Consider the following 21,657-nt stretch of genomic DNA (forward strand, 5'->3'; position numbering starts at 1 on the left):
AAGCGCGTGTCCCGCGGCGTATTGCGCCTATAAGCCCACCTATGTTGGGCCTGTGGAGCAACACAGGACGCGTCCCCCGCAATCCCGCCCGCGCCGCGGCCGGGCCCCGCTGCCCCCGCAGGCGCAGGGTGAGCCCGGTGACGGGCGTGCCACCGCCCCGTCCGTCGATTCCGCCACCGTCTACCGCGCGGGCGGCGGCCAGGGCCGTCGGCTGCCGCCGCTGCTGCGCGCGCTCCGCAGGTTCCCCGACCCGCGGCTGACGGGCCTGGGCAGCGGGCTGTTCTGCGGGGCGTCGATGCTGGTGCTCGGGTTCCTCGACGGGCTGCTGTTCGGCGGCGCCGTGGCCGTGTACGGCGTGTTCTTCGTGCTGGTCAGCGGGCTCACCGCGGGCTGGGTGCGCAAGGCGGACCTGGTGACGGCGCCGGTCGCGGTGCCCATCGCGTTCGCCCTGGGCGCCTTCTTCGTCGGCGACGGCGGTGACGGGCTCAGCGGGCACCTCGCGGGCCTGGTGACGACCCTGGCGACGAGCGCGGGCTGGCTCTACGGCGGCACCCTCGTCGCCGGTCTCATCGTCGCCGTACGCAAAGTACGGCTGATGGCGCGCAAGGCCGCGGCCCAGCGGCGCAACGGGCAGCAGGAACCCACGGAGCAGAGGCAGGCGCAGAAGGCCCCCAAGCCGCGACGCGCCTAGCCGCTCAGGAAGCGCGCGACGCCGCCATCGCCGCGCCCACGATCCCCGCGTTGTTCTGCAGCTGGGCCGGCACGATCTCCGCCTTGATTCCCTCGATCAGCGGCACGAACTTGTCGGCCTTGCGGCTGATGCCGCCGCCGATGATGAACAGCTCGGGCGAGAACAGCATCTCCACGTGGGCCAGGTACTTGGTGACGCGTCTGGCCCAGTGCTCCCAGGTCAGGTCCTCGTCCTCGCGGGCCTTGGTGGAGGCCCGCTTCTCGGCGTCGTGGCCGTGCAGCTCCAGATGGCCCAGCTCGGTGTTGGGCACCAGGGTGCCGTCGGCGAAGAGGGCGCTGCCGATGCCCGTACCGAAGGTGAGCAGCAGCACCGTGCCCTTGCGGCCGCGGCCGGCGCCGAACTGCATCTCGGCGACCCCGGCGGCGTCCGCGTCGTTCAGGATCGTGACGGGCAGCCCGCCGAGCTTCTCGCTCAGCAGGGCCCGCGCGTCGACGTCGATCCAGCTCTTGTCCACGTTGGCCGCGGTCCGGATCGTCGAGCCGCCGGTGACGACGCCCGGGAAGGTGATGCCGACCCGGTCGCAGCCGCCCGCGAAGTTCTCGACGACCTGCTTGACCCCGTCGGCCACCGCGTCGGGGGTGGCCGGCTGGGGGGTCAGCACCTTGAACCGCTCCTCGGCGAGATCGCCGCGCTCCAGGTCGACCGGAGCGCCCTTGATCCCTGATCCGCCGATGTCCACACCGAAGATCTCCATGTGCTCCACGTTACGACGGGAGACCCACGGTCACTTCCCGGAAGTGGAATCCGCCCGCTCGACGAGGGACGCGGCCTCGGCGCGCAGGTCGCGGCGGAGCTCCTTGGGCAGCGAGAAGGTGATGGACTCCTCGGCCGCCTTCACGATCTCCACGTCGGCGAAGCCGCGCTGCGACAGGTACTCCAGGACCTCCTCGACGAGGACGTCGGGGACGGAGGCGCCGGAGGTGACGCCGATCGTGGAGACGCCGTCCAGCCAGGACTCGTCGATCTCGCTCGCGTAGTCCACGAGGTACGCGTCCTTGGCGCCGGCCAGCTTGGCGACCTCGACGAGGCGCACCGAGTTCGAGGAGTTGCGGGAGCCGACGACGATGACGAGGTCGGACTCGGCGCCCATCTGCTTCACGGCGAGCTGGCGGTTCTGCGTGGCGTAGCAGATGTCGTCGCTCGGCGGGGAGACGAGGCCGGGGAACTTGGTCTTCAGGGCGTCGACGGTCTCCATCGTCTCGTCGACGGACAGCGTGGTCTGGGAGAGCCAGACGACCTTCTCGGGGTCGCGGACCTCGACCTTGGCGACGTCCTCGGGGCCGTCGACCAGCGTGATGTGGTCCGGGGCCTCGCCGGAGGTGCCGATGACCTCCTCGTGGCCCTCGTGGCCGATCAGGAGGATGTCGAAGTCGTCGTTGGCGTAGCGGATCGCTTCTTTGTGGACCTTGGTGACGAGCGGGCAGGTCGCGTCGATGGTGGCGAGCCGGCCGCGCTCGGCCTCCGCGTGGACGGTCGGTGCGACACCGTGCGCCGAGAACATCACGATCGAGCCCTCGGGAACCTCCTCCGTCTGTTCGACGAAGATGGCGCCCTTCCGCTCCAGGGTCTGCACGACGTACTTGTTGTGCACGATCTCGTGGCGGACATAGATCGGGGCCCCGTACTGCTCCAGGGCTTTCTCGACGGCGATCACGGCACGGTCCACACCGGCGCAGTAGCCACGGGGGGCGGCGAGCAGGACGCGGCGGGAGCCAGTCGTAGCAGTCATGCTCCCCATCGTAAGGCCGAGCCCAGGAGGCCAAAGATCGCCGGGCTGGGGAGACTGGTGGGGCCGGGAGCCTGTCCGATCGACGGAGGCACGATGTCCGTACCAGCCGCGTCCGAAGTCCCCGGGACCCCAGAGGTCCCGGACGGCAAGCTCCGCCGGAACCTCGGCTTCCGTGACCTGGTGGTCTACGGGCTTCTGTTCATCGCCCCCATGGCGCCCGTCGGCGTCTTCGGCACCCTGGACGCGAAGTCGCACGGCGCGGTCGCGCTCGTCTACATCGTGGCGACGATCGCGATGGCGTTCACCGCGTTCAGCTACGCCCAGATGGTGCGGGTCGCCCCGCGCGCGGGCTCTGTGTACGCCTACGCGCGCGTGGGGCTCGGAAAGGGGCCCGGTTTCATCGCGGGCTGGATGGCGATGCTCGACTATCTGCTGATCCCGGCGGTGGCGTACCTGTTCTCCGGGATCGCGATGAACTCGCTGGTGCCGGACGTGTCGCGGTGGGTGTGGACGGCGCTCGCCGTGGTGATCACGACACTGCTCAACCTGTGGGGTGTACGGGCCGCGGCCCGGGTCGGTTTCGCGGTCCTGGCGCTGGAGATCGTGGTGCTGGTGATCTTCATCGTCTCGGCGATCGTGGTGCTGGCGACGGACGGCGCGCAGCGCGACTGGCTGTCGCCGCTGACCGGGGACGGCACCCAGGGCGCGTTCGCGCTGTCGGCGGTGCTCGGCGCGGTGTCGGTGGCCGTCCTGTCGTACCTGGGCTTCGACGCCATCGCCACGTTCGCCGAGGAGGTCACCGGCGGTTCGGCGAAGGTCGCGCGGGCGGTGCTGTTCTGTCTGGTGTTCACCGGTGTGCTGTTCGTCGCGCAGACGTATCTGGCGGCCCTGCTGGAGCCGACGACGTCGGCGCAGATGGCGGCCGATCCGGCCGCGCAGGGGTCCGCGTTCTACGACACGGTGGACGCCTCGGTCGGGGGCTGGCTGCACGATCTGGTGGCGGTGAGCAAGGCGATCGGCGCGGCGTTCGCGGCGCTCGCCGGGCAGGCCGCGGCGGGCCGGCTGCTGTTCGCGATGGCCCGCGACCGGCGGCTGCCGAAGGCGCTGTCCCGGACGGACTCGGGCGTGCCGCGGGCCGCGCTGCTGGTGGCCGCGGCGATCACGCTGGTCGCGGCGGTCTGGGCGGCCCGCCGCGACGACGGCCTCGACCATCTGACGTCGGTGGTCGACATCGGCGCCCTGACCGCGTTCACGTTGCTGCACGCCAGTGTCGTGGGGTACTTCGCGGTCCGCCGCCGGGGCGGGCCGGTCAGCTGGTGGCGGCATCTGCTGGTGCCGGTGGTCGGTGCGGCGATCGCCGTCGCGGTGATCGTGGAGGCCTCGGGGGCGGCGCAGGTGGTGGGTGCGATCTGGCTGGTGGTCGGGCTCGTGGTGCTGGTGGTGCAGCGCGGGCGGGCGGCGGACTCGGACCCGGATCCCGTGTAGCGGTCCGCCGCCGCCCGGCTGCCGCGGGCGCCGTGGGTACCGGGATCAGCGGTGGCGGCCGTTGCGGCGCAGCCGTCCCAGGGCCATGGCTCCGGCGCCGGTGACCACGAGGGCCGCCGCGATGCCGCCGATGACGGCGGTGGCCCGGCGGTCGGATCCGGTGTGGGCGAGGGCGGGGCCGGTGGGCGTGGGGGTCGGGGTGCCCGGCGCCGTGGGGGTGGTCGTTCCACCGCTCGGCGTCGGGGTCGAGGTCGGCGTCGGCGTGCTCTCGGAAGGGCTGGGCGTGGGCGACGTGTGGCCCGTCGGGGTGGGTGTGGGCGTCGGAGGGGTCGGCGTGGCCGTCCCGTTGTTCGGCGTCCTCGTCGGCGTAGGAGACGGCGACGGCGATTCGCCCGGCTGCGACGGCGTGGGGGTGGGCGTCGTCTCGTCGTCGCACTGGATGACGGCGTCGAACGGGTGGTAGTGCATCTCCCCCGCGTTGGCCGGATTCCCGCCGACCGCCGCCGTCGAGCCCTGGACGAGCGACTTGACGACGACGTCGCCCTCGATGTTCGAGGCGTCCAGGTCGACGAACTCGGCGCTCGGCGCGTAGACCGTGCCCTCGATCTCGTCGCCGTCGGGGTTGGTGATCCGGGTGGCGTCCGGGAAGTCCCACAGGATGTGGTTCTCGGAGTCGCCGACGCCGGCCATGGTCGGCGCGTGCCAGGTGTAGTCGCCGCCCTCGGCACTGGTGTCCACGACGACGACCAGGGGCGCGGCGGCGGTCGGCTGGTTGAGCAGCGTCAGCGTGGAGATGTTGTCGAGCATCGCGCCGGTGAGGCGCAGCACGTTGGTGCGGCCCGTGTCGAGGGAGAGCTTGATCTGGGAGCCGGGCGGCACCGTCGACTGGTCGGGGAGCGGGTCGCCGTTGCCGTCGCGCAGGATGACGTTGCCGGCGCAGGCCGCCATCTGTCGTGCCCGGTCCCGGTACGTGGTGAACAGGCCGGGGAAGTCCATCAGGTCGGCGGGGCCGACCTTCGCGGCGGCCTCGCGGGTGCTGAGTTCGATGCGGGGTGTGGCGTCGTAGGCGGTGCCCCGGGCGTCGATGTGGGTGTTGGCGGCGGCGCCGTTGCTGTCGGAGTCCAGGGCCTGGCCGCCGGTCATGTCGCCGATCTTCACGTAGCCGTTCTGGAGGACCTTGAGGACGCCGGCCGGGTCGCTCTGGTCGTAGCGGACCCGGCCGCCGACGAGCAGCGCGGTGGGCCGCTGGTCGCCGGGGGCGACGTAGGACCCCGCGGTGTTCAGGGAGACGTTGTAACCGGCGCCGAAGCGCAGGTCGCCGCCGACCGCGACCGGTCCTTCCGACTCGGTGCTGCCGAGGTAGGCGTCGTCCTCGGTGATGACGCCGAAGCCGTTGTTGCCCGCGACGGGGTTGCCGATCGTGACGGTGTCGCGGGTCGCGGCGCCGGGCGCGGACCGGACCGGTGCCGCGGCCAGCACGGCGCAGGCGCACAGGGCACCGGTCGCAGCCGCGGCCACCGGGACGGCTGTCCTGATCAGATTTGTCATACCGGCCGACGCTAGGGACGGACGCCCGCGCGGGCCGGTAGGTCGGGCCCGGGCACGCACAGGACAACCCGTGTGACCCACAGGACTGTCGGTCCCGGCGGCTACGCTCGCGGCATGGCTGTCAACACGTCCCCGGACACCCCGGTCCCCGTCGGTGAGGTGTCCCGGCTGATCGGCGGATGGATCGACCGGCTCGGCGCCGTGTGGGTGGAGGGGCAGATCACCCAGCTGTCCCGCAGGCCGGGCGCCGGCGTCGTGTTCCTGACGCTGCGCGATCCGTCGCACGACATCTCGGTCTCGGTCACCTGCTACCGGCAGGTGTTCGACGCGGTGGCGGACGTGGTCCGCGAGGGTTCCCGGGTCGTCGTCCACGCGAAGCCCGAGTGGTACGCACCGCGCGGTCAGCTCTCGCTGCGGGCCGCCGAGATCCGGCCGGTCGGCGTCGGTGAGCTGCTCGCGCGTCTGGAGCAGCTGAAGAAGTCGCTGGCCGCGGAGGGGCTGTTCGCCGCGGACCGCAAGAAGCCGCTGCCGTTCCTGCCCCAGCTGGTCGGCCTGGTCTGCGGCCGGGCCTCGGCCGCCGAGCGCGACGTCCTGGAGAACGCGCGGCACCGCTGGCCCGCCGTCCGCTTCGAGGTGCGCAATGTGCCGGTGCAGGGCGTGCACGCCGTGCCGCAGGTCGTCCAGGCGGTCAAGGAGCTGGACGCGCTGGACGAGGTCGACGTGATCGTCGTGGCGCGCGGCGGCGGCAGCGTGGAGGACCTGCTGCCCTTCTCGGACGAGCAGCTGGTGCGGGCCGTGGCCGCCTGCCGGACGCCGGTGGTCTCGGCGATCGGGCACGAGCCGGACACCCCGCTGCTCGACTACGTCGCCGATCTGCGGGCCTCGACGCCGACCGACGCCGCCAAGAAGGTGGTGCCGGACGTCGGCGAGGAGTACGAGCGGGTGCGGTTCCTGCGGGACCGGGCCCGGCGCAGCGTGTCGGCGTTCCTGGACCGGGAGGAGCGCGGCCTCGCGGCGGCGCTGGCCCGGCCGTCGATAGAGGACCCGCACCGCATGATCGACGACCGCGAGGCGCAGATCACGGCGCTGACCGAGCGCAGCCGCCGCACCCTCGGCCATCTCCTGGACCGCGCGGACTCGGAGCTGACGCACACGCACGCACGCGTGGTCGCGCTCTCGCCGGCGGCCACCCTCAAGCGCGGCTACGCGGTCCTGCAGAAGGCGGACGGCCACGTGGTGCGCGCGGCCGAGGAGGCGGCGGCCGGCGAGGAGCTGCGGGCCCGGGTCGCCGAGGGCGAGTTCACCGTACGAGTCACAGAAACCGAAGCGTGAGGACGGACAACAGCATGACCACGAAGGCGGCCGACGAGGCGCTCGGCTATGAGCAGGCGCGGGACGAACTGATCGATGTCGTACGGCAGTTGGAGGCCGGCGGCACGTCCTTGGAGGAGTCCCTCGCGCTGTGGGAGCGGGGCGAGGAGCTGGCGAAGGTGTGCCGGCGCTGGCTGGACGGGGCGCGGGCCCGCCTGGACGCGGCGCTGGCCGACGAGTCCGACGGGGAGGGCGGGGGCGAGCCGGGCCAGGAGTGACCCCGCGGGCCCTTGTGAACAGGGTCACGAAGGTGTTTGTTGAAAGTTGAACCTCATCGGCGTAGGGTCGAATGCGTCAGTTGATCCGTACGAGAAGGTTGATCAATGTCCCTCGTTCTTGACCCCGCCGCCCAGGACCTGCTCTTCCGCGAGGCCCGCACCGCGAACACCTTCACCGACGAGCCGGTGACCGACGAGCAGGTCCAGGCGATCTACGAGCTGGTCAAGTTCGGCCCGACCGCCTTCAACCAGTCGCCGCTGCGCATCACGCTGGTCCGCTCCCCCGAGGCCCGCGAGCGCCTGGTCAAGCACATGGCCGAGGGCAACCAGCCGAAGACCGCCTCGGCCCCGCTGGTCGCGATCCTCTCGGCGGACAACGAGTTCCACGAGGAGCTGCCGCAGCTGCTCCCGCACTTCCCGCAGGCCAAGGACGCGTTCTTCTCCGAGCGCCCGGTCCGCGAGCAGGCCGCGCTGGTCAACGCCACGCTGCAGGCCGGCTACTTCATCATGGGCGTGCGGGCCGCCGGCCTGGCCGCCGGTCCGATGACCGGCTTCGACTTCGCCGGTGTCCAGAAGGAGTTCCTGGACGACGACCACACCCCCCTGATGGTCATCAACATCGGCAAGCCCGGCGACGACGCCTGGTTCCCCCGCTCTCCGCGTCTCGCTCAGGACCAGGTCATCACGACGGTCTGAGCCACATCGCACGCAGCGCGGAAAGGCCCCGGCTTCCCCCAGAAGCCGGGGCCTTTCCGTATGCCTTCACGCGCGGCTCTCGTCGTGGCTGGTCGCGCAGTTCCCCGCGCCCCTGAAGCGAGCGAAGCTCGCCCTTCAGGGGCGCGGGGAACTGCGCGAGAAGCCCCACCGGCCGTCGGACGAACGGCTCACGCCGACGTGTCCCGCTCCATCTTCAGCGCCCCGGCCATCCTGGCCAGCCCGTCGAACCCGGCCGTGCCGGTCACCACCGTCGTGGCGTTCTTCTGCTGCAGGACCAGGGCGTCGTACTTCTCGCCCTTGTAGCGCTGCCACCGCTCGCCGTTGATGGTCTGCTCGTGGCTGGTCTTCTCGGCGCCCTGGCTCGCCTCGTCGATGAACCGGGTCGGCTTGTCGGTCGACTGCTCGACGGCGACGTACTGGCCGTCGGGGTCGAGGAAGCCGAGGTGCCAGGCCTCGTTCCCCTCGCCGTTGTAGCGCACGGAGGTCGGCTTCCACGAGGCCGCCAGACCCTCGGGGGCGGCCACCGGATAGGAGGCCGCGCGGCGGGCCGAGAGCAGCTCCACCCGGTAGTCCACGCGCTTGACAGGCGTCTCCTCGGAATCGTCGTGCGGGACGAACACGTAGATCACGCCCGCCGCCACGACACAGACACCCAGGGACAGCACCAGGCTGCCCACCGTCTTCTTGCCATTTCTTCCTGCCACCCGCCCATCGTCGCAGGTGGCCTGTCGCACCCGGCCGGGAGGTCCCCCATGCGTCCCGGTATCCGCCTCGATGGACGTACCTGTCATGAACGTAGCCGCTCATCCGTGGGGTGCTCTGCTCAGATTGTCGTACGGGCGATAGAGTCAGGACCAATCAACCCTCATCCGGCCGTCGTCGTATCCCGGCAAAAAACGCCGGAACAGAAAGGTGCGTCTCGATGACCGAGCATCAGCATCACCAGCTGCCGTCCGAACTCGAGGTCCCCTCCGAGGCCCCCGACCGCAACCTCGCCCTGGAACTCGTCCGCGTCACCGAGGCCGCCGCCATGGCCGCCGGCCGCTGGGTCGGCCGCGGCGACAAGAACGGAGCGGACGGCGCCGCCGTGCGCGCCATGCGGACCCTCGTCTCCACCGTGTCGATGAACGGGGTCGTCGTCATCGGCGAGGGCGAGAAGGACGAGGCCCCGATGCTGTTCAACGGCGAGCGGGTGGGCGACGGGACGGGCGCGGAGTGCGACATCGCCGTCGACCCGATCGACGGCACGACGCTCTGCTCCAAGGGCATGCCGAACGCGATCGCGGTGCTGGCCGCCGCCGACCGCGGCACGATGTTCGACCCGTCGGCCGTCTTCTACATGGACAAGCTGGTCACCGGCCCCGAAGCCGCGGACTACGTGGACATCAACGCGCCGGTGTCGGTGAACATCCGCCGGGTCGCCAAGGCGAAGCGGCGTGCCCCCGAGGACGTCACCGTCGTCATCCTCGACCGGCCGCGCCACGAGGGCATGATCAAGGAGATCCGGGAGACCGGCGCCCGGATCAAGCTGATCTCCGACGGCGACGTCGCCGGTTCGATCCTCGCCGTGCGCGAGGGCACCGGCGTCGACCTGATGCTCGGCATCGGCGGCACGCCGGAGGGCATCATCTCGGCCTGCGCCATGAAGTGCCTGGGCGGTGTGATCCAGGGCAAGCTGTGGCCCAAGGACGACGAGGAGCGGCAGCGGGCGCTCGACGCCGGGCACGACCTGGACCGCGTGCTGTCCACCGACGACCTGGTCTCCGGGGAGAACGTGTTCTTCGTGGCCACCGGGATCACGGACGGGGAGCTGCTGCGGGGGGTTCGGTACCAGTCCGAGAGCGCGACCACGTCGTCGCTGGTGATGCGGTCCAAGTCCGGGACCATCCGGCAGATCGACTCGCAGCACCGGTTGAGCAAGCTGCGCGCCTACTCCGCGATTGATTTCGACCGGGCCAAGTAGCGGCTGGGGCGCCCCGTTGTGCGGGGCGCCCTACGCGCTTCTGCGCCGTTAAGCACCGTCACGTCGTACGGCGGGTGCGGGCCGGTGGGGCTTCTCGCGCCCACGCGGCGGAGCCGCACGTCGACACAGCCCCGCGCCCCTGACGGGGCGCCTAGCTGACCGTGCGCTTCAGCCCGCCGCCGCGATCGGGCGGCCCGTGTTCTTGAGTTCCACGTCGCGCCGCCGCCTGCGCGCCAGCACGACGCGGCGTTCGGCCGCCGTCAGGCCGCCCCACACGCCGTACGGCTCCGGCTGGAGCAGGGCGTGCTCGCGGCACTCGACCAGGACCGGACAGCGGGCACAGACCCGCTTGGCCGCCTCCTCGCGCGCGAGGCGCGCGGCGGTGGGTTCCTTGGATGGGGCGAAGAAGAGGCCCGCCTCGTCGCGCCTGCACACGGCCTCCGTGTGCCACGGTGCGTCCTGGTCCCGGTCCCGCACTGGCACCCGCTGCTGCGGAACGGCGGCGACCTGCAAGGACTGATGCGGCGGATGCAGCACGGTCTACTCCTGACGACGGCTTACGACGGCTTTCGCGAGCTTCAGAGGCAACAGGGGTCGATCGGTAGACGATGCCCCAAGCCCTACCCGCTGTGTCGACGCCTATGCACTGAGTTCCGAAGCACGGAAGTCCCCCGGCGCGTACGGGAGTTCGGCCGCGCGGCGGCGCGGTCAGCCGAAGTGCTTGCGCAGGTGCTTCTCCAGGTTCGCGATGATCTTGCCGCGCTTGGGCCGCGCCTCGATGCTGCCGAGCACCGCGGCGCCGTCGACGTAGACGACCGGCGCGTCGGCCTCAGGCGCGTCCATCGCGTCGACCTCGAAGCTGCCGAGGATGCCGCCGCCGCTGCCGCGCAGCGAGATGTTCTCCGGGACCCGGATGTCGACGCTGCCGAAGACGGAGACCGCCTTGATGTAGATCTGCGGGTACTCGAAGATCGCCTCGCTGAGGTCGATCTCCACACTGCCGAACACGGCGTACGCGTGCGTGCGGCGGCCCACGCGCCAGCGGCCTCTTCGGACGGTGGAGCTGAACACCGCCACCAGGTTCTCCCCGGGCAGCGGCGGGACGGTGCCGGGCGCCGGCTGGTCCGGCGCCGGGGACGCCACGGACGGCGCGCCCGCGTGCGCGCCGGGCAGATCCCTGACCAGCGGCTCCAGCTCACCCACCGTCTTGGCGCGGTACACCCCGTCGATCCGCTCGGCGTGCTCCTCCGCGTCGAGCCGGCCCTCCGCGAGCGCCTCGCGCAGGATGTCCGCGATCCGGTCCCGGTCCGCGTCGGACGCGCGCAGGTCGGTCGGTTCCGCCACGGGGGCGCTGGGCTCGGGGCTCTTCTGAAGGTCCACGACAGCAGCGTACCCAAACGCGATAGATCGCGACTAGGGTGCGTCGGCACCCGACCGGACCCGGCCCGCCCGGCCCGACTGAGCCTTACCTCACAGGTCCGCCCGCGCGCCCAGGTTCTACGCTGGTTGGCGCTGCCAACGGATGCCAGCGCTGCCACCGGCCGAAAGAGGAAAAGGCACGATGCCTGAGTTCGCGTACACCGATCTGCTCCCCCAGGGCGAGGACACCACCCCCTATCGCCTGGTGACCTCGGAGGGTGTCTCCACCGCCGAGGGGCCGGACGGGCGTACGTTCCTGAAGGTCGAGCCGGAGGCGCTGCGCAAGCTCGCCGAAGAGGCGATCCACGACATCCAGCACTACCTGCGCCCGGCCCACCTCGCGCAGCTGCGCCGCATCGTCGACGACCCCGAGGCGTCGAACAACGACAAGTTCGTGGCGCTGGACCTGCTGAAGAACGCGAACATCGCGGCGGCCGGCGTGCTCCCGATGTGCCAGGACACCGGCACCGCCATCGTCATGGGCAAGCGCGGGCAGAACGTGCTGACCGAGGGCGAGGACGAGAAGTCGCTCTCCAAGGGCATCTTCGACGCCTACCAGAACCTGAACCTGCGCTACTCGCAGATGGCCCCGCTGAACATGTGGGACGAGAAGAACACCGGCTCCAACCTCCCGGCCCAGATCGAGCTGTACGCGACCGACGGCGGCGCCTACAAGTTCCTGTTCATGGCGAAGGGCGGCGGCTCGGCCAACAAGTCGTTCCTCTACCAGGAGACGAAGGCCGTCCTGAACGAGGCCTCCATGATGAAGTTCCTGGAGGAGAAGATCCGCTCGCTGGGCACCGCCGCGTGCCCGCCGTACCACCTCGCCATCGTCGTCGGCGGCACGAGCGCCGAGTACGCGCTGAAGACCGCCAAGTACGCCTCCGCGCACTACTACGACGAGATCCCCGACGAGGGTTCCGCGCTCGGTCACGGCTTCCGGGACAAGGAGCTGGAGGAGAAGGTCTTCGAGCTGACGCAGAAGATCGGCATCGGCGCGCAGTTCGGCGGCAAGTACTTCTGCCACGACGTGCGCGTGGTGCGCCTGCCGCGGCACGGCGCGTCCTGCCCGGTCGCCATCGCCGTGTCCTGCTCGGCCGACCGCCAGGCCGTCGCGAAGATCACCGCCGAGGGCGTCTTCCTGGAGCAGCTGGAGACCGACCCGGCGCGCTTCCTCCCCGAGACCACCGACGAGCACCTCGACGAGTCGAGCGACGTCGTGACCATCGACCTGAACCAGCCGATGGACGCCATCCTCGCCGAGCTGACCAAGTACCCGGTCAAGACCCGGCTCTCCCTGAACGGCCCGCTCGTCGTCGCCCGCGACATCGCGCACGCCAAGATCAAGGAGCGCCTGGACGCGGGCGAGGAGATGCCGCAGTACCTGAAGGACCACCCCGTGTACTACGCGGGCCCGGCCAAGACCCCGGAGGGTTACGCGTCCGGCTCGTTCGGCCCGACGACGGCCGGCCGCATGGACTCCTACGTCGCCCAGTTCCAGGCGGCGGGCGGCTCCAGGGTGATGCTCGCCAAGGGCAACCGCTCGCAGCAGGTCACCGACGCGTGCGACGCGCACGGCGGCTTCTACCTCGGCTCCATCGGCGGCCCGGCCGCCCGCCTCGCGCAGGACTGCATCAAGAAGGTCGAGGTCGTCGAGTACGAGGAGCTCGGCATGGAGGCCGTCTGGAAGATCGAGGTCGAGAACTTCCCGGCGTTCATCGTCGTCGACGACAAGGGCAACGACTTCTTCCAGAACCCGGCCCCCGAGCCGACGTTCACGCACATCCCGGTGCGCGGTCCCGGCCTGGTCTGACCCCACGCGCGTATCCGCCGGACGGGCTCGATTCATGAGCCCGTCCGGCGTTGCGCCGGGAACACCGGCGCCGCCGCACGTGCTGTACCGGGTATGACCGACTACCGCATCGAGCACGATTCCATGGGCGAGGTCCGTGTCCCCGCCGCCGCCAAGTGGCGGGCCCAGACCCAGCGCGCCGTGGAGAACTTCCCCGTCTCCGGGCAGCGCCTGGAGCGCGCCCACATCGAGGCCCTGGCCCGCATCAAGGGCGCGGCCGCGAAGGTCAACGCGGAGCTGGGGGTGCTCGACAAGGACATCGCCGGCGCCATCGCGGACGCGGCCGCCGAGGTCGCCGAGGGACGCTGGGACGACGAGTTCCCGGTCGACGTCTTCCAGACCGGGTCCGGCACCTCCTCCAACATGAACGCCAACGAGGTGCTGGCCACCCTGGCCACCGAGCGCCTGGGCCGCGACGTGCACCCGAACGACCACGTGAACGCCTCGCAGTCGTCGAACGACGTCTTCCCCTCCTCGATCCACATCGCGGCGACGGCCGCCGTCACCCACGACCTGATCCCGGCCCTGGAGCACCTGGCCGCGTCCCTGGGGCGCAAGGCGGAGGAGTTCGCCGACGTCGTGAAGTCGGGCCGTACGCACCTGATGGACGCGACGCCGGTGACGCTGGGCCAGGAGTTCGGCGGGTACGCGGCGCAGGTCCGCTACGGCGTCGAGCGGCTGACCGCCTCGCTCCCCCGGCTCGCGGAACTGCCGCTGGGCGGCACGGCCGTCGGTACGGGGATCAACACGCCGCCCGGGTTCTCCCCGGCCGTCATCGCCGAGGTGGCCCGCGCCACCGGGCTGCCGCTGACCGAGGCGCGCGACCACTTCGAGGCGCAGGGCGCCCGCGACGGCATCGTGGAGACCAGCGGGCAGCTGCGCACCATCGCGGTCGGCCTGACGAAGATCGCCAACGATCTGCGGTGGGCGGCGTCGGGCCCGCGCACGGGACTGGCCGAAATCAACCTGCCGGACCTCCAGCCCGGCTCGTCGATCATGCCGGGCAAGGTGAATCCGGTCATCCCCGAGGCGACGCTGATGGTCGCCGCACAGGTGATCGGCAACGACGCGACGGTGGCCACGGCGGGCGCGGCGGGCAATTTCGAGCTGAACGTGATGCTTCCGGTGATCGCCAAGAACGTCCTGGAATCGATCCGTCTGCTCGCCAACGTCTCGCGGCTGCTCGCCGACCGCACGGTCGACGGCATCACCGCCAACCGGGAGCGCGCCCGCGAGTACGCCGAGTCCTCGCCCTCCGTGGTGACCCCGCTGAACAAGTACATCGGCTACGAGGAGGCGGCCAAGGTCGCCAAGAAGTCCCTCGCGGAGCGGAAGACGATCCGCGAGGTGGTGCTGGAGGGCGGATACGTCGAGCGCGGCGACCTGACCGAGGCGCAGTTGGACGAGGCACTGGATGTCCTGCGGATGACCCGTCCGTAACGACTGGTGGCCGGATGACGGAATCGTGACGCCGGTCGCTGCCGTCGTATGCCAGCGGCACCTAATATCTGTCCATGACAGACAACGACCGGACAGGCGAGGGGCGCTGGGCGCCCGGGGAGCGGATCCTGTGGCGCTACCGCGCCAATACGGGACACCCGGATTCCGGGCCGGTCCACATCTGCCGTCCGGTCACCGTCGTCCAGGACACCGCCGAACTGCTCGCCGCCTGGATGGCCCCCGGCACCGAGTGCGTGAAGCCGGTGCTCGCGGACGGCACCCCGCTGCACCGCGAGCCGCTGGCCACCCGCTACACCAAGCCGCGCACCGTGCAGCGCGACCACTGGTCCGGCACCGGCGTGCTGAAGCTGGCGCGCCCCGGCGAGCCGTGGTCGGTGTGGCTGTTCTGGGAGCCGGGCTGGCGCTTCCGCAACTGGTACGTGAACCTCGAGGAGCCGCACACCCGCTGGTCGGGCGGTGTCGACTCCGAGGACCACTTCCTCGACCTGTCGGTGTACGAGGACCACAGCCGGCGCTGGCACGACGAGGACGAGTTCGCGCAGGCACAGGCGGTGGGCCTGATGAGCCCGGAGCAGGCCCGGCGGGTGCGGGAGGCGGGCGCCCGGGCGGTCGAGGTGATCGAAAGCTGGGGGCACCCGTTCTCCGACGGCTGGGAGCACTGGCGCCCCGACCCGGCGTGGCCGGTGCCGCCGCTGCCCGCCGACTGGGACCGTACGCCCGCGCATGTGTCCTCATGAGACCCTTGATGCGCCCCCGGGTAGGAAACGTAGGATCGTCCTCCGCAAGAGCGAACAACTGCGGATGTGTGGAGTTCGGGCAGCAACTCTTCGCACCCGTAGTGGGTCTGACACGATGTCAACGAGGTCATCGGTGTCTTCGGCGTCTTCGAGAGGGGGCGGGACCGTGAACGTGTTCAAGGGGGTCGCGCCCGGGATGGCCGACAGACACCTGCCCGCAGACGTCTCCGCTCCGTGCGACGCCGGGATTCCGTTCCCTGGGCACACGTTCCGGGTATCGGCATTCCTGCGGGCTCCCGAGCACCAGCTGTTCATCAACTGCCGACGCATCGGCCAGTGACACGGCGCGCAGCCCCGGACGGACGGATTCGACACGCGTGACGGAGCACTCAGCCTCTTATCAAGGCTCCCACGAAGGCCGCCATCACGGCATGGCGGCCCGCCCCGCGGACCCCCGCGCGGCCCTGCGGAATTCCTCGCAGGCCGCGGAGGGTTCCAGCGGGTTACCGGAACAGCCGCGCCGCGCCGCCGCGCCCGCTTCCGCCGCGGACGCCGAGCACTCGCAGCCCCGGACGCCGTCGCCCGAGCCGGTGCGCCCCGATCCGTCCGGGCCGCCGGCCGCCGAGCGGCGCTCCGGGCAGCCGCGTCCGTCGGGCCAGCCGGTGGCGATGCGCCGGGACGGGGACCGGCTGCGCTTCGTGGGCGCCGCGACCCGGCGGATCGCGCGCGGCATCGACCTCGACGAGATCGTGATGGGCCTGTGCCGGGCCACGGTGCCGACGTTCTCGGACGCGATCCTCGTCTATCTGCGCGAGCCGCTGCCGGTCGGGGACGAGCGACCGACGGGCCCGATGGTGCTGCGCCTGCGCCGCACCGACCGGATCCCCGACGCCGCGGACGACGCCGACACCGACGGCGGCGGCACGGCCGTGCCGTTCGTGCCTCCGGCGGAACTGGCCGCGGGCAGTGCCGAGTTGTGCGAGGTGCGGGGCGGCGGCGCGCTCGCCGAGGTGCTGCGCGGCGTGCGCCCGGTGTTCGGGGACACGACGGCCGCGCAGGCGGCGCTCCCCGAACTCCTGGGTGGAGAACCGTCTTTGCCGACCGGGCAGCGCGTCATCCTGGCTCCGCTGCGCGGACGCCGGAGGGTGATCGGGGCCGCGGTGTTCCTGCGCCGCCAGGACCGGATCCCCTTCGACCCCGACGACCTGCTGGTGGCCGGGCAGCTGGCGACGCACAGCGCGCTCGGCATCGACAAGGCGGTGCTGTACGGGCGCGAGGCGTACATCGCCGACGAGTTGCAGCGCACCATGCTCCCGGAGACCCTGCCGCGCCCGACGGGCGTCCGGCTGGCCTCGCGCTATCTGCCGGCGGCGGAGACGGCGCGGGTCGGCGGCGACTGGTACGACGCGATCCCGCTGCCGGGCAGCCGGGTCGCCCTGGTCGTCGGCGACGTCATGGGGCATTCCATGACGTCGGCGGCCATCATGGGCCAGCTGCGCACGACGGCGCAGACCCTCGCGGGCCTCGACCTGCCGCCGCAGGAGGTCCTGCACCATCTCGACGAGCAGGCCCAGCGGCTCGGCACCGACCGCATGGCGACCTGCATGTACGCGGTCTACGACCCGGTCGCGCACCGCATCACCATCGCCAACGCGGGGCATCCGCCGCCCGTCCTGCTCCACCTGGGCGGACGCGCGGAGGTGCTGCGGGTGCCGCCGGGCGCCCCGATCGGCGTCGGCGGCGTCGACTTCGAGGCCGTGGAGCTGGACGCGCCCGCCGGGGCGACCCTGCTGCTCTACACGGACGGGCTCGTCGAGTCCCGGCTGCGTGACGTCTGGACGGGCATAGAGCAGCTGCGTGAACGGCTGGCGGACACCGCCCAGTTGACGGGCCCGGACCATCCGCCGCCCCTGGAGGCCCTCTGCGACGACGTGCTCGACATGCTCGGCCCCGGCGACCGGGACGACGACATCGCGCTGCTCGCCGCCCGCTTCGACGGGATCGCGCCGAGCGACGTCGCGTACTGGTTCCTGGAGCCGGAGGACGCGGCGCCGTCCCGGGCGCGGCGGCTCGCGCGCAGCGCGCTGGCCCGCTGGGGCCTGGAGGACCTGACCGACTCCGTCGAACTGCTGGTCAGCGAGGTCGTCACGAACGCGGTGCGGTACGCGTCCCGGCCGGTGACCCTGCGGCTCCTTCGCACCGACGTGCTGCGCTGCGAAGTCGGCGACGACGTACCGCAGTTGCCCCGGCAGCGGCACGCCCGCGCGACCGACGAGGGCGGCCGCGGCCTGTTCCTGGTGAACCGTCTCGCCAGGCGCTGGGGCGCCACCCGGCTGTCCACCGGCAAGGTGGTCTGGTTCGAGCTGGCGCGGCCCGGCGGCGGCCCGTCCTAGGGCCGCACGGAGGCACGTAGGCGCGGACCGCACGTACGCACGCCGAAGGGGCGCCGGATCGACTCCGGCGCCCCTTCGCGTGGTTACTGCTCTTCTCTGTTGTTCGCCGGGTTCTCCGGGATCTCGATCGTCGCCGAGTCCGTCGGGTTCGGGGGCTCCGGCGTGGTCGGATCCGACGTCGTCGGATCCGTGCTCGGCGGCGTCTGGGTCGGCGTCGTCGGCGTCTTGGTCGGCGCCTTCGTCGTCGGATCCGTGCTCGGCGTCTCGGTCGTCGGCTCGCCGGTCGGCGTCGTCGGGGCCGTCGTGGTGGGCTGGACGCCCGCGCCCATGTCCGTGTCCAGGCTGAACTTGCCGTTCGCGCTGGTCGAGTTGAACATGTACTGCGCCCAGATCCGGGCCGGGAAGCTGCCGCCGTCGACGCGCGGCAGACCGCCGGCGCCCTTCATGGAGACGTGGGCGCCCTCCTCCGACGTCTTGACGGCGCCCTCGCCGAACAGGCCCACGGAGGTGACCAGGTCCGGCGTGTAGCCGGTGAACCAGGCCGACTTGTTGTCGTCGGAGGTACCGGTCTTGCCCGCCACCTGCTGGCCGTCGCGCGCCGCGTTGTCCCGGACCGACGTCTTCGCCGTACCGTCGTCGACCACACCGGTCAGCACCGAGGTGACCGAGTCGGCGACGCCGTGGTCGACGACCTGGCCGCCGATCGCGTCCGGCAGCGGCTGCTTCTCGCTCCCGTAGCTCACCGACTTCAGGATCTGCGGGGTGACCTTCTTGCCGTGGTTGTCGAGGGTCGCGTAGACCCCGGCCATCTCCAGCGGGCTCGCGCCCATGGTGCCGAGGGTCTGGGCCGCGTACGGCTTGAGGTCGTCGGAGTCCATGCCGAGCTGCTTCGCCGTCGCCATGACCTTGTCCATGCCGACGTCGATGCCCATCTGGGCGAAGACGGAGTTGATGGACTTGTTCATGGCGGTCTGCACGGTGACCGGGCCGTAGTCCTGGTCGTCCTCGTTCGGCGGGGCGAAGCCGACCTTCTTGCCGTCCTCCTCCACCGGGCGCTTGCTCGTGCCGTCGTAGCTGGTGCTGGCCTTGATGACCTGGCCGTCCTGGGTCTCGGACTGGTTCTGCAGCGCGGCCGCGAGGATCACCGGCTTGAAGGTGGAGGCCGGCTGGTAGTCGGTGCGGGTGGCGTTGTTGACGTAGTGCTCGGTGTAGTCCTTGCCGCCGTACATCGCCAGGACCTTGCCGGTCTTGGGGTCGACCGAGACGGCGCCGGCCTGGACCCGGGCGTCCGCCTTCTTGGACTTCGGGTCGAGGTTGTCGGTCAGCTGCTCCTTGACCGACTTCTCCAGCTGCTTCTGCTTCTTGCGGTCGATGTTGAGGGTGATCGTGTAGCCGCCCGCGTCGAACTTCTCCTTGGAGATGTCGAGGTCCTTGACGGCCTCCGCCTTCGCGGCCTCATAGAGATAGCCCTCCTGGCCGGTGAGGCCGGAGGCGGGCTTCGGCTTGTGCGGCGTGGGGAAGGTCATGTCCTTGCGCTCGCTCGCGCCGAGCCAGTGCATCTCGACCATGTTGTCGAGGACGTAGTTCCAGCGCGCCTTGACGAGCCTCCTGCCGGTGTCGGTGGCGCTCGTGTAGTCGTACTGGCTGGGGGCCTGGAGCAGCGCGGCGAGGTAGGCGCCCTGTTCCGGTTCCAGCTTCGAGGCGTCGATCCCGTAGTAGGCCTGGGCGGCGGCCTGGATGCCCCACGCGCCGCGGCCGTAGTAACTGGTGTTGATGTACCCGGCGAGGATCTGGTCCTTGGAGTTCTGCCGCTCCACCTTCAGCGAGATGACCAGTTCCTTCAGCTTGCGCGTGACGGTCTGGTCCTGCGTGAGGTAGTAGTTCTTCACGTACTGCTGGGTGATCGTCGAACCACCCTGCTTGCCCTTGCCCGAGAGGGTGTTGAACAGGCCGCGGGCGGTGCCCTTCAGGTCGACGCCCTTGTCCGTGTAGAACGACTTGTTCTCGGCGGCCACGAAGCTGCGCTGGACCTCGGGGGACAGCTGGGACAGGTCGACGATCTCGCGGTTGACCTCACCGGTGCGGGCCATCACGTCGCCGTTGCTGTACTTGAAGACGTTGCTCTGCAGCTTCGCCTCGTCGTTGCCGTTGGGCACGTCGATGACCATGTAGAGCACGACGAACGCGCCCATGCAGACCAGCACGACCCCGAAGAAGGCGCCCAGCAGCTTCTTCCACGTGAAGAGGCGGCGTATGAAGCCCCGGTCGTCCTTGCCGCCCTTGCTCCTTCTACGGTCCATGCGCGCGCCCTCGGCACGGTGTCCCGTCGCCGGGGCGGGCGCGGCACGGCGCGCGCCCCCGCGCTGCCGTGCCCGCCGCTCTTCCGCTCGGCCCATGACGTCTACCGCTCCGCATCTCGTCGTTCTCGGCGTGCTCCGGTGCGCGGATCATGACGCACCGGCCTGTGAACCCGGCCCTTCCACCCGCAGCAGGCCTAATCAGTGCATGAAGCTAACACCGCGCCTACCGGCCAATACCGGCCTATCCGGGCTTTTCGGGACGTGACAATCAGCACGCCCCCCAGAGAACCGACGAGCAACAGATGCGTAAGGTTGCCACCTGAGTTAAAGTGATATCAGTTTGCTAGACATGGTTCGCGCCACCTCCGGCGCGAACCAGCAGCTCAGCAACGATTCAGGGAAACGGGGACCGATATGCCAGAGACGGACGCCACACCCGATGTACCGCAGATGCCCAGGACCGGCGTGCGCGAATTCACGGCCAACAGCATCGGCGGCGGTCTCGCCCTGCTGCTCGGCCTCGTCGGGCTGGTCGTCGGCGCCGCGCTGATCGCCGTCGGCGCGGGGCTCGACTCGGCCGGCGCCAAGGCCGCGCTGATCGTCGTCGGCCTGCTGCTCGCGATCGCCGCGTTCTTCGCCATGAGCGGGCTGAACATGGTGGCGCCGGGCGAGGCCCGCGTGGTCCAGCTCTTCGGCCGCTACCGGGGCACGATCCGCACGGACGGCCTGCGCTGGGTGAACCCGCTCACCTCGCGCACGAAGATCTCGACGCGTGTGCGCAACCACGAGACGGCCGTCCTGAAGGTCAACGACGCCTACGGCAACCCGATCGAGCTCGCCGCCGTCGTCGTATGGAAGGTCGAGGACACCGCGCAGGCCACCTTCGAGGTCGACGACTTCCTGGAGTTCGTCTCGACGCAGACCGAGGCGGCGGTGCGGCACATCGCGATCGAGTATCCGTACGACGCCCATGACGAGGGCGGCCTGTCGCTGCGCGGGAACGCCGAGGAAATCACCGAGAAGCTCGCCGTCGAGCTGCACGCGCGCGTGGCGGCGGCCGGGGTCCAGATCATCGAGTCCCGCTTCACGCACCTCGCGTACGCGCCCGAGATCGCCTCCGCGATGCTCCAGCGGCAGCAGGCCGGTGCCGTGGTCGCCGCGCGGCGGCAGATCGTGGACGGGGCGGTCGGCATGGTCGAGGCGGCGCTCGCCCGGATCGCCGAGCAGGACTTCGTCGAGCTGGACGAGGAGCGCAAGGCCGCGATGGTCTCCAACCTGCTCGTGGTGCTCTGCGCCGACCGTGCCGTGCAGCCGGTCCTGAACACCGGGACGCTCTACCAGTGACTCCGCGTCCGCGTAAGCAGGTGTTGCTGCGGCTGGATCCCGCCGTGTACGACGCGCTCGCACGGTGGGCCGGCGATGAGCTCCGCTCGGCGAACGCGCAGATCGAGTTCCTGCTGCGGCGCGCTCTCGCGGAGTCCGGCCGCCTTCCCGGCGGGGCGGGGCCGATACCCCGGCGGGGCCGTCCGCCGAAGCCTCCGGCCGACGACGACTGAAGACCCGCGCCTGCCCCACCGGCTCTCGTCGCGACCTGCGGCCCGGTGGGGCTTCTCGCGCAGTTCCCCGCCCCCCCCCCGAAAAAAAGAACACCACGCACCCCCGGGAGACAACCCACGGTACACCACCCCCCCCCCCCCCCGCCACCCCCTCCTC

Annotated in this window: 19 protein-coding genes; 12 read left to right on the forward strand and 7 right to left on the reverse strand. The window is 71.0% G+C overall.

Annotated elements, in window-relative coordinates:
* The first annotated feature begins 52 nt into the window (after positions 1-52).
* Entirely contained in the window at positions 53-691 is a 639-nt protein-coding gene (locus ACFVDP_RS38500; protein ID WP_383500605.1) for a DUF6542 domain-containing protein, read from the forward strand.
* A gap of 4 nt (positions 692-695) precedes the next feature.
* Here ACFVDP_RS38500 and ppgK read toward each other — a convergent pair whose 3' ends face one another.
* Both ppgK and ACFVDP_RS38510 read right to left on the reverse strand, forming a co-directional pair.
* Positions 696-1,445 carry a polyphosphate--glucose phosphotransferase gene (gene ppgK / locus ACFVDP_RS38505; protein WP_383500608.1) on the reverse strand — a complete coding sequence of 250 codons (750 nt, stop codon included), beginning with the start codon at positions 1,443-1,445 and terminating at the stop codon, positions 696-698.
* Between the two features lie 30 nt (positions 1,446-1,475).
* The gene (locus ACFVDP_RS38510; RefSeq protein WP_383500611.1) at positions 1,476-2,489 is read right to left on the reverse strand and encodes a 4-hydroxy-3-methylbut-2-enyl diphosphate reductase; all 1,014 of its coding nucleotides are present in this window, start codon (positions 2,487-2,489) and stop codon (positions 1,476-1,478) included.
* An 84-nt stretch (positions 2,490-2,573) separates the two neighbouring features.
* Between ACFVDP_RS38510 and ACFVDP_RS38515 the strand changes: the two genes are divergently transcribed.
* Positions 2,574-3,965, forward strand: a complete 1,392-nt coding sequence (locus ACFVDP_RS38515; RefSeq protein ID WP_383500614.1) for an APC family permease — start codon at positions 2,574-2,576, stop codon at positions 3,963-3,965.
* Between the two features lie 45 nt (positions 3,966-4,010).
* Here the strand turns inward: ACFVDP_RS38515 and ACFVDP_RS38520 are convergent, their stop codons facing one another.
* Positions 4,011-5,513, reverse strand: a complete 1,503-nt coding sequence (locus ACFVDP_RS38520) for a collagen-binding domain-containing protein (RefSeq protein WP_383500616.1) — start codon at positions 5,511-5,513, stop codon at positions 4,011-4,013.
* 114 nt (positions 5,514-5,627) lie between these two features.
* Here ACFVDP_RS38520 and xseA point away from each other — a divergent pair, with 114 nt between their 5' ends.
* The 3 genes from xseA (at position 5,628) to ACFVDP_RS38535 (ending at position 7,798) form a co-directional block, all read left to right on the forward strand.
* Positions 5,628-6,845, forward strand: a complete 1,218-nt coding sequence (gene xseA / locus ACFVDP_RS38525; RefSeq protein WP_383500619.1) for an exodeoxyribonuclease VII large subunit — start codon at positions 5,628-5,630, stop codon at positions 6,843-6,845.
* A gap of 14 nt (positions 6,846-6,859) precedes the next feature.
* Complete coding sequence (locus tag ACFVDP_RS38530; RefSeq protein ID WP_383500621.1) at positions 6,860-7,102, forward strand: exodeoxyribonuclease VII small subunit; 243 nt, start codon at positions 6,860-6,862, stop codon at positions 7,100-7,102.
* 105 nt (positions 7,103-7,207) lie between these two features.
* Positions 7,208-7,798: a malonic semialdehyde reductase gene (locus ACFVDP_RS38535; protein WP_383500624.1), complete on the forward strand. Its 591-nt coding sequence runs from the start codon at positions 7,208-7,210 to the stop codon at positions 7,796-7,798.
* Positions 7,799-7,986: 188 nt separating this feature from the next.
* On the opposite strand, the gene ACFVDP_RS38540 is transcribed toward ACFVDP_RS38535, so the two are convergent.
* Complete coding sequence (locus ACFVDP_RS38540; RefSeq protein ID WP_383500627.1) at positions 7,987-8,523, reverse strand: DUF4245 domain-containing protein; 537 nt, start codon at positions 8,521-8,523, stop codon at positions 7,987-7,989.
* 218 nt (positions 8,524-8,741) lie between these two features.
* Here ACFVDP_RS38540 and glpX point away from each other — a divergent pair, with 218 nt between their 5' ends.
* Positions 8,742-9,782 (forward strand): class II fructose-bisphosphatase, encoded by a 1,041-nt coding sequence (glpX, locus tag ACFVDP_RS38545; RefSeq protein ID WP_383500630.1) that lies wholly within the window; start codon positions 8,742-8,744, stop codon positions 9,780-9,782.
* A 168-nt stretch (positions 9,783-9,950) separates the two neighbouring features.
* On the opposite strand, the gene ACFVDP_RS38550 is transcribed toward glpX, so the two are convergent.
* Both ACFVDP_RS38550 and ACFVDP_RS38555 read right to left on the reverse strand, forming a co-directional pair.
* Complete coding sequence (locus tag ACFVDP_RS38550) at positions 9,951-10,319, reverse strand: WhiB family transcriptional regulator (RefSeq protein ID WP_383500633.1); 369 nt, start codon at positions 10,317-10,319, stop codon at positions 9,951-9,953.
* A gap of 171 nt (positions 10,320-10,490) precedes the next feature.
* Positions 10,491-11,162 (reverse strand): DUF1707 domain-containing protein, encoded by a 672-nt coding sequence (locus tag ACFVDP_RS38555; RefSeq protein WP_383500637.1) that lies wholly within the window; start codon positions 11,160-11,162, stop codon positions 10,491-10,493.
* Positions 11,163-11,343: 181 nt separating this feature from the next.
* Here ACFVDP_RS38555 and ACFVDP_RS38560 point away from each other — a divergent pair, with 181 nt between their 5' ends.
* The 4 genes from ACFVDP_RS38560 (at position 11,344) to ACFVDP_RS38575 (ending at position 17,644) form a co-directional block, all read left to right on the forward strand.
* Positions 11,344-13,014: a fumarate hydratase gene (locus ACFVDP_RS38560; RefSeq protein WP_383500640.1), complete on the forward strand. Its 1,671-nt coding sequence runs from the start codon at positions 11,344-11,346 to the stop codon at positions 13,012-13,014.
* Positions 13,015-13,107: 93 nt separating this feature from the next.
* Complete coding sequence (locus ACFVDP_RS38565) at positions 13,108-14,493, forward strand: class II fumarate hydratase (protein WP_383500642.1); 1,386 nt, start codon at positions 13,108-13,110, stop codon at positions 14,491-14,493.
* A gap of 74 nt (positions 14,494-14,567) precedes the next feature.
* Positions 14,568-15,251 (forward strand): DUF402 domain-containing protein, encoded by a 684-nt coding sequence (locus ACFVDP_RS38570; RefSeq protein ID WP_383500645.1) that lies wholly within the window; start codon positions 14,568-14,570, stop codon positions 15,249-15,251.
* 431 nt (positions 15,252-15,682) lie between these two features.
* Complete coding sequence (locus ACFVDP_RS38575) at positions 15,683-17,644, forward strand: SpoIIE family protein phosphatase (RefSeq protein WP_383500648.1); 1,962 nt, start codon at positions 15,683-15,685, stop codon at positions 17,642-17,644.
* 83 nt (positions 17,645-17,727) lie between these two features.
* Here the strand turns inward: ACFVDP_RS38575 and ACFVDP_RS38580 are convergent, their stop codons facing one another.
* A complete protein-coding gene (locus ACFVDP_RS38580; protein WP_383500651.1) occupies positions 17,728-20,040 on the reverse strand; it encodes a transglycosylase domain-containing protein in 2,313 nt (770 codons plus the stop codon).
* 318 nt (positions 20,041-20,358) lie between these two features.
* Between ACFVDP_RS38580 and ACFVDP_RS38585 the strand changes: the two genes are divergently transcribed.
* Together ACFVDP_RS38585 and ACFVDP_RS38590 are read left to right on the forward strand one after the other, a co-directional pair.
* The gene (locus ACFVDP_RS38585; protein ID WP_383500654.1) at positions 20,359-21,288 is read left to right on the forward strand and encodes an SPFH domain-containing protein; all 930 of its coding nucleotides are present in this window, start codon (positions 20,359-20,361) and stop codon (positions 21,286-21,288) included.
* A complete protein-coding gene (locus ACFVDP_RS38590) occupies positions 21,234-21,500 on the forward strand; it encodes a hypothetical protein (RefSeq protein ID WP_383500754.1) in 267 nt (88 codons plus the stop codon). Before ACFVDP_RS38585 ends, ACFVDP_RS38590 begins: the two co-directional genes overlap by 55 nt.
* Positions 21,501-21,657: the final 157 nt, after the last annotated feature.

This window comes from Streptomyces sp. NPDC057694 (assembly GCF_042799415.1).
Taxonomy (GTDB): Bacteria; Actinomycetota; Actinomycetes; order Streptomycetales; family Streptomycetaceae; genus Streptomyces.

Excerpts from the sequence above, each read along its gene's own strand:
- ACFVDP_RS38535 (WP_383500624.1), top strand. The coding sequence starts at position 7,208 with ATGTCCCTCGTTCTTGACCCCGCCGCCCAGGACCTGCTCTTCCGCGAG.
- ACFVDP_RS38560 (WP_383500640.1), top strand. The coding sequence starts at position 11,344 with ATGCCTGAGTTCGCGTACACCGATCTGCTCCCCCAGGGCGAGGACACC.
- ACFVDP_RS38570 (WP_383500645.1), top strand. The coding sequence starts at position 14,568 with ATGACAGACAACGACCGGACAGGCGAGGGGCGCTGGGCGCCCGGGGAG.
- glpX (WP_383500630.1), top strand. The coding sequence starts at position 8,742 with ATGACCGAGCATCAGCATCACCAGCTGCCGTCCGAACTCGAGGTCCCC.
- ACFVDP_RS38580 (WP_383500651.1), bottom strand. The coding sequence starts at position 20,040 with ATGGGCCGAGCGGAAGAGCGGCGGGCACGGCAGCGCGGGGGCGCGCGC.
- ACFVDP_RS38585 (WP_383500654.1), top strand. The coding sequence starts at position 20,359 with ATGCCAGAGACGGACGCCACACCCGATGTACCGCAGATGCCCAGGACC.
- ppgK (WP_383500608.1), bottom strand. The coding sequence starts at position 1,445 with ATGGAGATCTTCGGTGTGGACATCGGCGGATCAGGGATCAAGGGCGCT.
- ACFVDP_RS38530 (WP_383500621.1), top strand. The coding sequence starts at position 6,860 with ATGACCACGAAGGCGGCCGACGAGGCGCTCGGCTATGAGCAGGCGCGG.
- xseA (WP_383500619.1), top strand. The coding sequence starts at position 5,628 with ATGGCTGTCAACACGTCCCCGGACACCCCGGTCCCCGTCGGTGAGGTG.
- ACFVDP_RS38575 (WP_383500648.1), top strand. The coding sequence starts at position 15,683 with ATGGCGGCCCGCCCCGCGGACCCCCGCGCGGCCCTGCGGAATTCCTCG.
- ACFVDP_RS38520 (WP_383500616.1), bottom strand. The coding sequence starts at position 5,513 with ATGACAAATCTGATCAGGACAGCCGTCCCGGTGGCCGCGGCTGCGACC.
- ACFVDP_RS38565 (WP_383500642.1), top strand. The coding sequence starts at position 13,108 with ATGACCGACTACCGCATCGAGCACGATTCCATGGGCGAGGTCCGTGTC.
- ACFVDP_RS38510 (WP_383500611.1), bottom strand. The coding sequence starts at position 2,489 with ATGGGGAGCATGACTGCTACGACTGGCTCCCGCCGCGTCCTGCTCGCC.
- ACFVDP_RS38515 (WP_383500614.1), top strand. The coding sequence starts at position 2,574 with ATGTCCGTACCAGCCGCGTCCGAAGTCCCCGGGACCCCAGAGGTCCCG.